This window comes from Yoonia litorea, from assembly GCF_900114675.1.
In the GTDB taxonomy this organism is placed as follows: domain Bacteria; phylum Pseudomonadota; class Alphaproteobacteria; order Rhodobacterales; family Rhodobacteraceae; genus Yoonia; species Yoonia litorea.
The window spans coordinates 480,763-494,537 of record NZ_FOZM01000002.1; the positions used below are offsets into that span (position 1 = coordinate 480,763).

The following is a 13,775-nucleotide window of genomic DNA, read 5'->3' on the forward strand; positions in this document are numbered from 1 at the left end:
CGTTTAGTCCTCAATTTTCGTGGCAATCAGAAGGCCGATTGCCAGCATTTTCAAAACCGATGGGACAAGTGCATAAAGCACCGTCAACATCGTGATTGCCTCAGGCGGTAGCTCAGTCGCTCCTGCCTCAAAGCCAGACCGTTCCAGAAGCGGCAGCAAGACTACCGCGGCGAAAGCAAGCGTGAACTTGTTCACCAAATTCCATAGCCCGAATCCCTGCCCTCCATTGGGCGAGATGGCAGCCATGCGTTTTGCAAACATCGCAGGCAGCAAGGTGAGGTCTGCTCCGATCGTTGCACCACTTAATACGCAGATCACAGCAAAGGGGATCACATCGCCCGGCGATAAAGTCAGCGTATAGCCAAACGACGCAACGGCGAGACACATGGCGGCGATCAGAATTGGCTTTGGATGAAAGCGCTTGGCGAGCGCTGACCACACGGGGGATGAGACGGCGGCAGCCAGAAAGAAGAGGACGAGAAGCGCACCTTCCCATCCAGGCGCACCGAGCTTGCTTTCAACGTAGAACAGAAAGAGTGTCGATGAGACGGCAAGAGGCGTCGCGTTCACCAGCGCCAGAACGAGCAACTTTCGTGCTGTCGGGTCGCTGACAATCGTGCGGATCGGTGTCGGTTCTTGATCAACACGCCCTTGCCACTCCGGCCACATGAAGAAAGCCGCAACCGCTGTGAGCGCTGCAAATCCAAAGGCAAAAGCGGCAAACGGGTCCGCAACGACACCGATAAGAACAGTGGGTATGACTGCCGCCACGCAAACCCCCAACAACGCACCGCTTTCGCGCCATGCGGCCAGTCTCACGTGACCTTGAGGCGCATCACCCGCCTTGCGGATTCCTTGTGCGTAAAAATTGATGGTGAGAAAGCTGAAAGCCGTGAACAGCCCCGTCACGGTTATGCCGAACCACCACAGCGGGTCGATCGGCGGCACCATGCCAAAGAGGCCAATCATCGAAGCCGCCATGATCCCAGCGACCAGCGTGATGGTAACTTTCTTCCGTTTTGCCAGCCTTTCGCTGATCCAGCCCAGTACGGGATCCTGGATCATATCGAAGAGCCGCAGTGCGAAAAGAAGTGTCCCCAAGGCCGTCAAGCTTACGCCAAAAGTATCGGCATAGTATTTCGGCGCGTAGATGTAGATTGGGAGGCCCGCACCGGCCAGCACAGCGGCAAAGATTGAATATGCTGGCAGACGCTCTTGCAGCGCCCTCAACGGCTTACCTCTTGGCTGGGCGGCGCGGGCTGCGAGCGAAACGTAGCACCTTTGAACCAAAGCTTCAGGGCTTGCCAGTGTATCAGTGCAAGGACGCGTCGCGACCCGAACGGTCGCCGCAATGCTGCACGCAAGATGGCGGCATTGGTTATTTGTTTTCTTGGGCCGGTAAGCGTCGCAATCAGACCGCCTTCACCACGGCTGTAATCGATCCAGATACCAATTCTGTCTTCCTGAATATCAAATCGGAAGGTGTAACCGCCCGCAATCGGTTGGAAAGGCGACACGTGCATCAGCTTTTGCGCCGAAATCGTTTCGTCTTTCGTAATCGGACGCCCGTCCTCGTGCCGGCAAAGATAGGAATGGCGGTCGCCAAAGGTGTTCGTCACCTCGGCAATGACCGTTCGCAGGATGTTTTGCTTGTCATAGCAAAGCCAGAACGACACAGGATTGAATACGTGGCCAAGGACACGCGGCTGGGCGAGCAGTTCGATCCGGTCTGTATCGGTGATCTGGTATTGCGCCAGCACGTCACGCACCCAGGCCGCACCCACACCACTCTTTGGCGGGCCACCGTGATCGCTGTCTTTCAGCGACATCAGGTTGCCCTTGTTGCGCGAAAAGAGGGCAGGGGTTGCCACCTCTGCCTCTGCGTCCATCAGCACGTAGTCGATCGAGTAGCGAAACGCGTTCTTCGTCGGTCCACGCCGCCCGTGATAGGTCTCGGCTGCGATATGGTGGACCGCTCCGGTCACTCTGCGGCCACCCTTGCATGCTCAAGCGCATTGAGGGAGTGCACCACGTCCAATGCGCTGGAAAGACCATCTTCATGGAAACCGTTTTTCATCCAAGCACCGCAAAACCACGTTTTGTTCGAGCCATTCATTGCTACAGCTGCTTTCTGGGCCGCGATGGCGTCCAGATCATAAACCGGATGGCGCAAGGTGACTTCATCCCAGATCAATTCTTCTTTGATGGGCCGCTTGGTGTTAAGAGTGACCATGATGTCCTCACCCTTCAGCCAAGGTTGTAGCGAGTTCATCCAATAGGTCAGATTGATTTCAGTGTCGGTGCGGTCGGCATCTTCGGTGTAGATCCAAGAGGACCAGACTTGCCGTCTTTGCGGCATGATCGACGTATCGGAGTGAAGTACGATCTTGTTTGGCTGGTACCGGATCGCCCCCAGAACAGATTTTTCAGCCCCGGTTGCGTCAGACAGCATCGCAAGAGTGTCATCTGAATGGGTGGCAAATACCACTTCGTCGAACTGTTCCCAGTCTGCGCCATCGGCTTTCACCTCGGCCCCTGTGGAGTTTCGCCTTACAGTGTTGATGCCAGCCCCCAAACGGATATTCACACCCCGCTGGATCATGTCTTCGCCTAAGCGGGACACGTACTGCTGCGAGCCGCCATCAACGGTGTACCACTGATGCTGGCCGGACGCGCTTAGCAATGCGTGATTGTCAAAGAACTTCATCATCGCATAGGCGGGGAAATCCATGATCTGCTCTTTTGGGGTCGACCAGATCGCGCCTGAAAACGGGAGCAAATAATGATCGCGGAAATAATTGCCGAGATTCAATTCTTTCAGAAGTCCGCCAATCGTCAGCCTCTCGTCGTTCTTTGCTGCTTCGAGGCCCTTAGCGTTGAACTTCAAAATATCCGCAATCATTCGCAGAAATTTAGGGTTGGCGATGTTCCGGCGCTGGGCAAATAGCGCGTCTGCGCTGGTCAAAGCATATTCCAGCTTGCCGCCCGCGAATGACGCGCCAAAACTCATGTTGCTTTTTGTCACTGGAACACTGAGATGCTCAAACAGCTTTGTCAGGTTCGGGTAATTGGCATAGTTGAAGACGATAAAGCCGGTATCGACTGTCTGGTCGCCATTGCGACCTGCCATCTTGGTTCGAGCATGGCCCCCAAGGCGTTTTTCGGCCTCGAACAGAACGACCTGATGGTCTTTCGCGAGCGCGTGTGCTGCACCCATGCCAGAGATTCCCGCCCCGATAACCGCTATTTTTCGGGGTACGGTCGTCCCTGTCTCGAATGGCATTCGCGATGCTCCTGTGTGGTGATGTCACGTTACCTTTCTTCTTACGGCACCACAACTTAGCTGGATCATAAGAAAAATGATCTGCAACTGATCCAATCCCGATACAACGACGTAATAAAGGTATGTACATGGAGAAAGCTTCTTCACCGAAAGCGGATGCAGAGCCTCTCGCAGCGAAGTATGCTGCGAGTCGTGCGACTGACGCACCCGCTTTGGAGAAGACGCAGGTGGTAGCCGATTTGGCAGCAAAACGCATGGCTTGGGTCGCTCAGGTCATAGCGGTAAGAGACGGAAAAGATCGGGCAGCTTTTGCTGAGCTGTTTGGATATTTCGCACCGCGCGTGAAGTCTTTCTTGATGAAATCGGGGGCCAGCCCGGATCTGGCAGAAGAATGCACACAGGAGGTCATGGCGACCCTCTGGAACAAAGCACATATGTTCGACCCGACAAAGGCGAGCGTATCAACATGGATTTTTACGATCGCGCGTAATCGCAAGATCGACATGCTGCGGAAACAGCGCAGGCCTGAACCGGAAGAACTGCCGTGGGGTCCCGAAGCTGAGCCTGATCAGGTCGACGCGATGGGGCTTCAACAAGAAACCGAACAACTTGGCCGCGCTTTGGCAACTTTGCCGGTCGAACAGAGAAAACTAATCGAACGGGCCTATTTTGGCGATCTTAGTCATAGCGAAATTGCCGCAGAGACTGGTTTGCCACTTGGGACTATAAAATCAAGGATCAGATTGGCGCTGGATAGGCTGCGCCACGCGATGAAGTGAATGCGAGAATGAGCAAGATAAAACATCACCTGACTGAACCGCTGCTAATGGGCTATGCGGCAGGCACCCTCCCAGAGGCATTCAATGTGGTCGTTGCGACGCATATTTCCATGTGTGACGACTGCCGCGCGGCCTTGGCGGAGTACGACGCAATCGGTGGCGAAGTGATGGTCAGTTCGGATCCGGTCGAAGTTGCTGAGGCGTCCCTTGCAGCGACGCTCGCGCTGATTGACCAGGGTTTTGCTGACCAAGATCGGCCTGTCAGAAAGTCTGTTGGTTCGATCATCCCGCAGCCGCTGCAGGATTACGTTGACGGTGACATCGACAGCTTGAAATGGCGCAAGATTGGCGGCGGCGTCAGCCAACTGGTATTAGATACGTCTGCTGATGCAACCGTGCGTTTGTTGCGGATACCCGGCGGGACTGCTGTGCCGGACCATGGCCACAACGGGACAGAGCTGACCTTGGTTTTGCAAGGTGCCTTTGTTGATGAGCAAGATCGTTTTGGTGCAGGTGATGTCGAAGTCGCGAACGAAGAGTTGCATCACACGCCGGTGGCAGAGCAGGGTGCTGACTGCATTTGCTTGGCCGCCACAGATGCACCTTTGCGGTTTAACGGTATCGTTCCGCGCATCGCACAGCGATTTATCGGAATCTAAATTCATTCCTCGTGAAACTCACTAGCGCCCCTTTACAGGGGCGTTTTTCTTTTTTGCCCTACCAGACCTCTTCAAACAGAGTGATATGTCTCTGTATTGCCATCCACAGCGATGGCCTGTCCGGAAATAAATGCAGCCGCATCTGAAGCGAGAAACTGGCAAAGGCGTGCGATTTCATCAGGTGTCGCAAAACGACGCATGGATGTACCGCCAGCGTAATCGTGATAGACATCTTCGACCGTTGTGCCTCTCGCATCAGCCTCGGCTTTGAGTACGCGATCCATCCGGTCACCTTCCACTGCTCCAGGGCAGACAGCGTTGCAGCGAATGCCATGTGGCCCCAGTTCGGCGGCAAGTGTCTTTGTCAGTCCGATAACCGCCCACTTTGCTGCGACGTAGGGCGCACGGAACGGGACCCCGAATAGCCCGGAGGTTGACGACAGATTGATAATCGCGCCACGTCTCTGCCTTTTCATGTGCGGTGCAATGGCCTTACACGTGAGCATCTGCGCGTCGAGGTTCACCGCAAGACAGGTGCGCCATTCATCAAGGTCAAGTTCTTCGACTGGTGCTGCCTGCCCGGCAATTCCCGCGTTGTTAATGAGGACATCGCAGCCGCCGAGTTTTGCTATGCCGGCTTTGAGCCACTCATCAAGTTGGTCTGGTAGAGTGACATTGACGGTTGCGCCTGAAATTCCTTCCGGCAGGCGATCAACCGCGCTTTCATCAGCATCGCATGTCCAGACCTGAGCGCCTTCGGCCAGAAAACTATCAGCGATAACGCGTCCGATCCCGCCCGCGCCTGCAGTCAGAAACACCCTCTTTGCCATAGGCTAACCTTTCGATGTCAGAAGGGTTGGCGCCTCGTGCTGGTCTGGTGACAATTCTTCGAAGTCAAAATTGTCGAGCCGATCAGCACGTTTTCCAGCACGTGTTGCTGCAGTAAGAACGCCAGCAACATCATCACCGGCCTGCCTCAGATGCGTCTCCAGCTTTCCGGCCTTTTCACCAATAATTTCCACATCACGATGCAACAGCCTGAGCGCTTTTCGGATTTCTCCAGCCTGTTCGCGCATCCGCGCATCTTTGAGAATCGCGCGCATCGTGTTCAGTGTCGCCATGCACGTCGTCGGAGAAACGATCCAGACCCGCGCATCAAAACCGCCGCGCACCACCTCTGGCAGGCGCGCGTGGAGTTCAGCATAGACGGCTTCGGACGGCAGGAACATGATGGCTCCATCCGCTGTCTCGCCTTCGATGATATAGCGCTCTGCGATGTCCTTGATGTGCTTACGCACGGCAGCCCCCAGATCACGTAAGGCGGTCTGCTGTTGTTGTGCGGAGTCGGCAGCTGCAAATGCTTCGTAGGCTTCGAAAGGAAATTTGGCGTCGATAACAATGGGACCGGGCGGATTTGGCAGATGCACCAAGCAGTCGGCGCGGCGCCCGTTTGAGAGCGTCGCCTGCAAGGCATAGCTGTCACTCGGCAAAGCTTTGGACACAATATCGGTGAGTTGGATTTCGCCGAACATGCCCCTCCGCTGCTTGTTGGAGAGGATATCCTGTAGGCTGAGCACATCGCCGGACAGTTTTTCGATATTTGTTTGCGCCTTGTCGATCGTGGCAAGACGCTCCTGCAACTCAGTCAGGCTCTTTGTGGTCTTTTCAGAGGATCCGGCGAGTGTGTCTTTCATGCGCTCCTGCATTTCGGATAGCGATCTGGCAGAGCGCAAAGCATTCTCCGCCAGACGTTCAGCCATCTGCGCTTGGACTTCGGCGAGCCGCGTTTCCATCGTCTGCACCATCTGCACCTGCGCATTCGCCTGTGCATCACTGACTGTCTGAATATTACCCGCGAGTTGCTGCTGACCTTGTCCTAGCGCTAGCACATCCTGCGAAAGGCGGCCCATTTGCGAGGAAACCAGTTGTACCGCGTCGGCTGATCGTCCGGCACGTTTCAACGTGATCATCAGCACAAGAAAGATCGCACAGAGCAAGAAAACCGCGAAACCGGCGATAAGGACCTGTGGATCGCTGAGATCAAACTGGTAGCTGCCAAAACTGATCATGTCCGACCGAAAAGCCGTTCAATATCGGCCAACTTGAGTTCGACATAGGTCGGGCGTCCGTGGTTGCACTGGCCCGACAAAGGTGTTGCTTCCATTTCGCGTAACAGTGCGTTCATTTCTGCGGCCTGCATGCGGCGACCAGACCTGATTGAGCCATGGCAGGCAACGCGACTGAGGATTGCGTCAATGCGCGAACGCACCGTTGCGCTATCGCCTTGGTCCAATAACTCATCGACGATATCGCGGATGATCGCAGCAGCGTTGACTTCGCCCAATATTGCGGGTGTTTCACGCACCGCGATTGCACCACCGCCGAACGGCTCAATCGTCAGACCCATACCGGAAAGCTCGGCGGCTATGCCCAGAATTGCGGTGGCCTCAGCCTCAGTCAGTTCAACAATCTCGGGAATGAGAAGCGCCTGCGCTGCAACCCCGTTTTCGGCCATCTGCGCCTTGAGTTTTTCATAGACCAGCCGTTCGTGGGCGGCATGCTGATCGACGATCACCATCCCGTTCCTGGTCTGGGCAATAATGTAGTTTTCATGCACTTGCGCGCGCGCCGCGCCAAGCGGCAAGTCGTCTGGCTCTTCAGAGGTTGCTACAATCGGTTCGATGCGCGCCGATGTGGTTTCGCCAAAACCGGGTGCCTGCGCCTGAAAAGTCATCGACCTTGCGCTGAAGCTCGGGCGATCCATTTGGTAGACGCGTGGCGCTGAGACTGGCTCTGGCCGAAGTGCGCCCAAGGTTGCATTTGCGACGGTCGTTGACGCACGATGCCCGGCTTCGGCCAAAGCGTGCCTGATCGCTGAAATCATCAATCCGCGCACTGTGCCGGGATCGCGGAACCTGACTTCGGACTTTGCGGGATGGACGTTCACGTCAACAAGTGTGGGATCACAATCAACAAAGAGCGCAGCGACAGGATGACGATCACGCGACAAGACATCCATGTAGGCTGCCCTGAGAGCGCCAAGCAGTGTTTTGTCGCGGACAGGTCGCCCGTTGACAAAAAGATACTGTGCCACGGCAGCCCCACGAGAATAGGTCGGGAGTGCCGCGAAGCCGGACAAATGAAAACCATCACGTTCGGCATCAATTCGGAGGGCATTATCGGCGAAGTCCTTGCCCAGAACAGTTTTGAGCCGACCATGCAGTGCGCCAAACAGATCGCCGGTTTCGGCATCAGCGCGGAATACCGTTCTTGGCTCTCCCCCTGATGCATCCCGAAGGATGAACGATACAAACGGTTCCGCCATCGCCAGACGTTTGACCACATCAGTGACCGCCTGTGCCTCTGCGCGATCCGTTCTTAAAAACTTGAGGCGCGCAGGCGTTGCAAAAAACATATCCCGCAGCTCAATAACAGTCCCGGCCGAAAGAGCGGCTGGCCGCACGGGATGAGCCTCGCCGCCCGCAACTTTCACCATAGCCGCATCCTGGCCCGCACTACGTGACGTGATTGTCAGCCGCCCGACCGCGCCAAGTGAAGGCAAGGCTTCGCCACGGAAGCCAAATGACCTGATGTTCAACAAATCAGAGCCATCTATTTTCGAAGTTGCATGACGCGAGAGCGCCAGCGGCAGGTCGTCGGGACCCATACCGCAGCCGTCATCTGTGACCCTGACCAAAGTCTTGCCGCCGTCAGCAATCACGATTTCGATCCGCTTTGCACCCGCATCTATGCTGTTTTCGACAAGCTCTTTGACGGCAGATGCCGGACGTTCAAGAACTTCGCCAGCCGCAATCCGGTTGATTGCGGCCTCATCAAGCTGCCTGATGACGGGTCGGCGCTTTATCTGGGGGTCAGCGATAGCCATGCCACAATTTGTAGCATGGCTGCTCGCGATTCTGCGAGCAGGAAAAGTAAGTGTTGACCTACTCTGTGCTTTCCAACCCGACGGGTTGTCCGACCACCACGAAGTGAAGCTCATCTGGATGCAGCAGCTCCGCAGCGACGCGCTTGATATCGTCGAGTGTGACCGCTTCGACATAGTCATTGCGATTGACAACATAGTCAGGCGGAAGGCCGACCATCTGCATCCCAACCATGATTTTGGCGATCTCTGCGTTGCCGTCAAAACGCAGCGGATACTCTCCGGTCAGATACTTCTTCGCTGTCTCCAATTCATCAGCCGTCATCCCTGTTTCGGCCATGCGGGACCATTCAGCGCGGATAACATCAATCGCTTCGGCAATCGTTTCATTGGACGAAGCCACCGAACCGATAACCATCTCCGAATGGAACTTCGGCACAAGGAAGGTGCTGATGCCATATGTAAGGCCACGCTTTTCGCGCACCTCCGTCATCAGGCGCGATTCAAAGCCACCTGCTCCGAGGACTTGGTTGATAATGAAGGCCGCGAAGAAGTCGTCGTCATCGCGCTTAATGCCTCTGTGCCCGAAAAGTGCAACTGACTGAGGCGTCTCAAAGTCAATGACGGTGATACCTCCGGAGAGGCCGAACGGGACATAGGAAGGATCGGGTACACCGACTGCAGGGAGTTCACCGAGTAGTGCGTCCAAAATCGCGCCAATGGTCTCGGAGGTCGTATCGCCGACAACGGACACATAGAGTCTGTCGCGTGTGAGTGCATTCTGATGCGCAATGACCAAATCATCCCGCGTCAGCGCATTGACGCTTTCTACGGTCCCATCAAGTGACGATCCGTAGGGATGGTCCTCAAAAGCCGCTGCATTAAATGCGGCGCTCGCAATCCGATTAGGATCTTTTTCATCGCTCGCGATCCCTGACAAAATCTGCGCTCTGACGCGGTCGATGGCATCTTGATCGAAGGTCGGTTCGATAATTGCCTTTCGCAGCAGCTCTAACGCCTCTTCTTTGTTTTCGGTCAGGAACCGTGCAGAGATCGACAAGGTATCATCAAAAGCTCGAAAACTGAAACTTGCGGCAAGCCGCTCACGTTCTGCTTGGAATTCCTGCGCTGTGAGGTCTGCTGCGCCTTCTTCCAAAAGCGCCATCATCAGATTTGTCGCGCCGCGTTTGCCCGGAAGATCAAGCGCGGCACCACCACGGAATCTGATCTCCATAGCCACAAATGGGATCGCGTTTTCTTCGACAACCCAAGCATCGATGCCGCCAGGCGAGGTCACTTGCTTGATGTCGATTTCAGCGCGCGCCGTCGTTCCGACGAGCAAAAAACAGATAATCAGGACAAAGCGCAGCATCAGTTGGCCTCCTCTTGCGACGATACAACCCAACCTGTCACGGACCGACGGCGGTCAAAGACCTTTTCAGCGACAGCCTTGATATCTTCGGCAGTCACCGATTGCAGGATATCTGGCCACGCCTGAACGTCCTCAACGGTCAGACCTTGGGTCAATGCAGCGCCATAGCGTCTGGCGAGGCCCTGCGTGTCGTCCTTTGCATACACTTCCGACGCTCTGAGCTGGGTGCGAATGCTTTCGAGGCGTTCCGGGTCAATTTCATCCGCCAACCAGTTCGCGATGACTTCATCCATTGCGGCCTCGGCTTCCGACAAGCTCACACCTTCCGATGGAACAACCGCAAAAGAGAATACCGTCTCATCAAGACTGGAGCCACGATATGAAGCACTGGTCCAGATTGCCGTATCTGTTTCAAACTGCAGTGCTTGCCCCAAAGCTGAAGTGAAAGGTGAGCCCCCGAGCAGTTCTGCGAGATAGACAAGCGCTGCAGCCTCCTGTTGTGCGCCAGCGTCGCGCTCGGGTGCGAGGTAATTCCTGATCAGGTAAGGCTGGCTGACCCGGGGATCGACATAGGTCAAACGTCGTTCGGCGCGGTGGGGTGGTTCTTCTGGGCGTTCCCGGGGCGGAAGCTGCGCCTCGGCCGGAATCACGCCATAGTATTTTTCGGCCAAAGCCAGAACGTCTTCAGGCACGACGTCGCCCGCAACAACCAGAACTGCATTATTTGGCGAGTAGTAGAGATCGTAAAACGCCATGACATCGTCCATGTCGAGCTCTTCCATCTCATGCTTCCAGCCAATGATTGGCACGCCGTAGCGGTGGTTTTGATAGAGAGCGGCTGCAAATTGCTCCCTTGCCAATGCATTCGGCTCGTTTTCGGTCCGTTGGTTGCGTTCTTCAAGGATCACCTGCCGCTCGGTCAGAATATCTTCTTCGGTCAGGCGGATGTTATTCATCCGGTCACTTTCCATCTGCATCATCAGCTCTAGCCGATCTGCCGCGACGCGCTGGAAATAGGCGGTGTAGTCATAGCTGGTAAAGGCGTTGTCGCTGCCACCATTGGCGGCCACGGTTGCCGAGAACTCGCCAGCTTCCAATGTCTCGGTCGCTTTGAACAACAGGTGTTCAAGAAAATGCGCCACGCCTGACACACCTTCGGATTCATCGGCAGACCCAGCCTTGTACCACACCATGTGCACAACGACCGGCGCGCGGTTGTCTTCGATGACAACAACCTCCATCCCGTTATCAAGCATATACGTCGTTACTTCCTCGGCTTGCAGAGAAAGCGGAACAAAGATCAGGGCAAGGGCGGCGAGAACATGTTTCATGGCGATCCGTCTGAAAACTCTTTGCGGTAATAAGTACCGCTCCGCCAAAGCGGTTCAAGGCATCATACGCGCTTGTGAGGTGCGGTGTAGTCTAACCGGGGTCCGCCAGATTGGCGCCACCCGGAGTCGGTTGTGGAAGGGTGTTTGTCGGTGGAATGACCAAAGGATCATTTAATCGAAGGTCAGTCGCGTCTGGTCCACCCCCTTCAATCGCCAAAGGATTGGCAAAATCAGGACCCGGGCCACCACAGGCCGCCATCAAGATCAGGGCTAAAACTGAAAGAACCCGCCTACGCATCAACCATCCCTCTGCTTTGTCCCTTCCTTAGCGCAAGCGCCATGCCCAGTCACGCCGCTTTCTTTTTGTCGTCTGAGAGAAAGGCAAGACCAATTGCGCCAAGAAAGATCGAGATGTCCGCGACGTTGAACGCATAGGGGTTTGAGATACCGCAACAAGACATGTTCAGAAAGTCGGCAACCGCCCCGTAGAAAATACGGTCAATGACATTTCCCATCGCCCCGCCGATCAAAAGCCCTCCGGAGAGATAGACCCACTTGCTGCCGCCCGACCGTCTAAGCCACCAGACCACTGCGATTGAAATGGCAAAAGCGACGCCGATCAGTACCCAGCGCATATCAAATTCCGCAAAGAGACCGAAATTGACCCCGCGGTTCCACGCCATTGTTAAAACAAGAAACGGAGGGAATACCTCGACTGGTGGCGGATATGGCAGTTGGCCAGTCGGAACGCGCACATCCTGCCATTGCAGGCCAAAGACATTGAACAGCACATGGAACTTGATCACCTGATCAAGAAAGAAGATCCAGATCGCTGTCCAAGTCATCAGGCGCATGACGTATCCTTAGTGCCGGAAGTGGCGCATACCGGTGAAGACCATTGCGATGCCGGCCTCATCGGCCGCTGCAATGACCTCTTCATCGCGCATGGAACCACCCGGTTGGATCACACATGTAGCACCGGCTGCCGCTGCTTCCATGAGACCGTCTGCGAAAGGAAAAAACGCATCAGATGCAACGGCCGATCCTTTGGTCAATGGCTCTGACAAGCCCATCGCTTCTGCCATCCGCTCTGCCTTGCGTGCTGCGATCAGTGCGCTGTCCAGACGCGACATTTGGCCTGCGCCGACACCGACCGTTGCCTTGTCTTTGACATAGACGATCGCATTGGATTTGACATGTTTTGCCACCTTCCAAGCGAACAGCAGGTCATCCATTTGTGCTGATGTCGGAGATTTCTTCGTCACGACCCTAAGATCGTCCATACCGACGTATCCGGTGTCTTTGTCCTGAACGAGCATACCTCCGGCAACCTGGCGATAGGTCGTGATTGGCGCTTTGACGTCAGGTAGCCCCTCGGTCGTTAACAGTCGTAGATTCTTTTTTGCAGCGAAAACGGCTTTTGCCTCGTCTGAGGCTCCCGGCGCAATCACAACTTCGGTGAAGATCTCTGCGATAGCTTTTGCTGTTTCTTCATCCAGAGGCCAGTTCATGGCGACGATGCCACCGAATGCACTGGTCCGATCGCAATCGAATGCGTTCTGATAAGTCTCAAGAAGGGTTGCGCCGCGCGCAACACCGCAGGGGTTCGCGTGTTTGATGATTGCGACGGCTGGTCCGTCAGCAGGATCGAATTCGGCCACAAGTTCAAAGGCAGCGTCTGTATCGTTGATGTTGTTGTAGGACAGGTCCTTGCCCTGATGCTGAACCGCAGTCGCCACGCCCGGGCGATTGGTGCCATCGGTATAGAATGCCGCCGACTGGTGGCTGTTTTCACCGTAGCGCATGACTTGTTTGAAAGTACCGGAGAACGAGCGTCGGCGTGGTGTCTCGTCAGCAATGGCAGCAGCCATCCAAGTGCTGACCGCGGTATCATAGGCAGCTGTTCGGGCGTAAGCGGTTTGCGCAAGCCGCTGTCGCAAGGCAAGGGTCGTTTGCCCGTCGTTTTCATCAAGTTCATTCAGGACGCGGTCGTAGTCCTCTACATCTGTAACAACACAAACGTAGGCATGGTTCTTAGCGGCCGAGCGGATCATGGCCGGCCCACCAATATCGATGTTCTCGATGCAGGTTTCGAAATCGGCGCCCTTGGCGACGGTTTCTTCGAACGGGTAAAGGTTCACCACCACAAGGTCGATTGGGTGAATCTGATGCTCATCCATGGCAGCGACGTGTGTCTCCAGATCGCGGCGGCCAAGAATTCCGCCATGCACGACTGGATGCAGTGTTTTGACCCGCCCGTCCATCATCTCAGGAAAGCCCGTGACATCAGACACATCTTTGACCTTTAGTCCCGCGTCACGTAGCGCTTTTGCTGATCCGCCGGTTGAAAGTAACTCGACGCCATGCGCCGCGAGCCCCTTGCCCAGTTCAATCAATCCGGTTTTGTCGGAAACAGACAAAAGTGCGCGGCGTAGTGGGGCGAGGTTGGTCATAATGGCTCCTAGAAG

Annotated in this window: 13 protein-coding genes; 2 read left to right on the plus strand and 11 right to left on the minus strand. The window is 55.5% G+C overall.

The features are described from left to right. Positions 1-3: 3 nt before the first annotated feature. The 3 genes from BM316_RS12510 to BM316_RS12520 are packed head-to-tail and all read right to left on the minus strand — an operon-like array spanning position 4 to position 3,283. The gene (locus BM316_RS12510) at positions 4-1,230 is read right to left on the minus strand and encodes an MFS transporter (RefSeq protein ID WP_090209031.1); all 1,227 of its coding nucleotides are present in this window, start codon (positions 1,228-1,230) and stop codon (positions 4-6) included. Beyond that, entirely contained in the window at positions 1,227-1,985 is a 759-nt protein-coding gene (locus BM316_RS12515) for a DUF1365 domain-containing protein (RefSeq protein WP_090209034.1), read from the minus strand. The genes BM316_RS12510 and BM316_RS12515 overlap by 4 nt, the downstream gene beginning before the upstream one ends. Next, positions 1,982-3,283, minus strand: a complete 1,302-nt coding sequence (locus BM316_RS12520) for an NAD(P)/FAD-dependent oxidoreductase (protein ID WP_090209037.1) — start codon at positions 3,281-3,283, stop codon at positions 1,982-1,984. Before BM316_RS12520 ends, BM316_RS12515 begins: the two co-directional genes overlap by 4 nt. 254 nt (positions 3,284-3,537) lie before the next feature. On the opposite strand from BM316_RS12520, the gene BM316_RS12525 reads away from it, so the two are divergent. Together BM316_RS12525 and BM316_RS12530 are read left to right on the plus strand one after the other, a co-directional pair. After that, positions 3,538-4,062, plus strand: a complete 525-nt coding sequence (locus BM316_RS12525) for a sigma-70 family RNA polymerase sigma factor (protein ID WP_207493700.1) — start codon at positions 3,538-3,540, stop codon at positions 4,060-4,062. Between the two features lie 8 nt (positions 4,063-4,070). Further along, positions 4,071-4,721 (plus strand): ChrR family anti-sigma-E factor, encoded by a 651-nt coding sequence (locus BM316_RS12530; RefSeq protein WP_090209042.1) that lies wholly within the window; start codon positions 4,071-4,073, stop codon positions 4,719-4,721. 71 nt (positions 4,722-4,792) lie between these two features. Here BM316_RS12530 and BM316_RS12535 read toward each other — a convergent pair whose 3' ends face one another. The 8 genes from BM316_RS12535 to purH form a co-directional block, all read right to left on the minus strand. Continuing rightward, positions 4,793-5,551, minus strand: coding sequence for an SDR family oxidoreductase (locus BM316_RS12535; RefSeq protein ID WP_090209045.1), 759 nt, complete (start codon positions 5,549-5,551; stop codon positions 4,793-4,795). A gap of 3 nt (positions 5,552-5,554) precedes the next feature. Continuing rightward, positions 5,555-6,790, minus strand: coding sequence for a DNA recombination protein RmuC (locus BM316_RS12540; RefSeq protein ID WP_090209048.1), 1,236 nt, complete (start codon positions 6,788-6,790; stop codon positions 5,555-5,557). Then, positions 6,787-8,607 (minus strand): DNA mismatch repair endonuclease MutL, encoded by a 1,821-nt coding sequence (gene mutL, locus BM316_RS12545; protein ID WP_090209049.1) that lies wholly within the window; start codon positions 8,605-8,607, stop codon positions 6,787-6,789. Before mutL ends, BM316_RS12540 begins: the two co-directional genes overlap by 4 nt. 58 nt (positions 8,608-8,665) lie before the next feature. Further along, positions 8,666-9,976: a M16 family metallopeptidase gene (locus BM316_RS12550; protein ID WP_090209052.1), complete on the minus strand. Its 1,311-nt coding sequence runs from the start codon at positions 9,974-9,976 to the stop codon at positions 8,666-8,668. Continuing rightward, a complete protein-coding gene (locus BM316_RS12555) occupies positions 9,976-11,307 on the minus strand; it encodes a M16 family metallopeptidase (protein ID WP_090209055.1) in 1,332 nt (443 codons plus the stop codon). The genes BM316_RS12550 and BM316_RS12555 overlap by 1 nt, the downstream gene beginning before the upstream one ends. Positions 11,308-11,398: 91 nt before the next feature. Further along, the gene (locus BM316_RS16895) at positions 11,399-11,605 is read right to left on the minus strand and encodes a DUF3035 domain-containing protein (RefSeq protein WP_110577549.1); all 207 of its coding nucleotides are present in this window, start codon (positions 11,603-11,605) and stop codon (positions 11,399-11,401) included. A 49-nt stretch (positions 11,606-11,654) separates the two neighbouring features. Next, positions 11,655-12,161 carry a signal peptidase II gene (gene lspA / locus BM316_RS12560; protein ID WP_090209058.1) on the minus strand — a complete coding sequence of 169 codons (507 nt, stop codon included), beginning with the start codon at positions 12,159-12,161 and terminating at the stop codon, positions 11,655-11,657. A 9-nt stretch (positions 12,162-12,170) separates the two neighbouring features. After that, on the minus strand, positions 12,171-13,760 hold the full coding sequence (gene purH, locus BM316_RS12565; RefSeq protein ID WP_090209061.1) for a bifunctional phosphoribosylaminoimidazolecarboxamide formyltransferase/IMP cyclohydrolase: 1,590 nt from the start codon (positions 13,758-13,760) through the stop codon (positions 12,171-12,173). Positions 13,761-13,775: the final 15 nt, after the last annotated feature.

Bases quoted from the DNA above. Each gene is read 5' to 3' on its own strand.
- BM316_RS12520 (WP_090209037.1), bottom strand. From the start codon at position 3,283: ATGCCATTCGAGACAGGGACGACCGTACCCCGAAAAATAGCGGTTATC.
- BM316_RS12525 (WP_207493700.1), top strand. From the start codon at position 3,538: ATGGCTTGGGTCGCTCAGGTCATAGCGGTAAGAGACGGAAAAGATCGG.
- BM316_RS12530 (WP_090209042.1), top strand. From the start codon at position 4,071: ATGAGCAAGATAAAACATCACCTGACTGAACCGCTGCTAATGGGCTAT.
- BM316_RS12535 (WP_090209045.1), bottom strand. From the start codon at position 5,551: ATGGCAAAGAGGGTGTTTCTGACTGCAGGCGCGGGCGGGATCGGACGC.
- BM316_RS12540 (WP_090209048.1), bottom strand. From the start codon at position 6,790: ATGATCAGTTTTGGCAGCTACCAGTTTGATCTCAGCGATCCACAGGTC.
- mutL (WP_090209049.1), bottom strand. From the start codon at position 8,607: ATGGCTATCGCTGACCCCCAGATAAAGCGCCGACCCGTCATCAGGCAG.
- BM316_RS12550 (WP_090209052.1), bottom strand. From the start codon at position 9,976: ATGCTGCGCTTTGTCCTGATTATCTGTTTTTTGCTCGTCGGAACGACG.
- BM316_RS12555 (WP_090209055.1), bottom strand. From the start codon at position 11,307: ATGAAACATGTTCTCGCCGCCCTTGCCCTGATCTTTGTTCCGCTTTCT.
- BM316_RS16895 (WP_110577549.1), bottom strand. From the start codon at position 11,605: ATGCGTAGGCGGGTTCTTTCAGTTTTAGCCCTGATCTTGATGGCGGCC.
- lspA (WP_090209058.1), bottom strand. From the start codon at position 12,161: ATGCGCCTGATGACTTGGACAGCGATCTGGATCTTCTTTCTTGATCAG.
- purH (WP_090209061.1), bottom strand. From the start codon at position 13,760: ATGACCAACCTCGCCCCACTACGCCGCGCACTTTTGTCTGTTTCCGAC.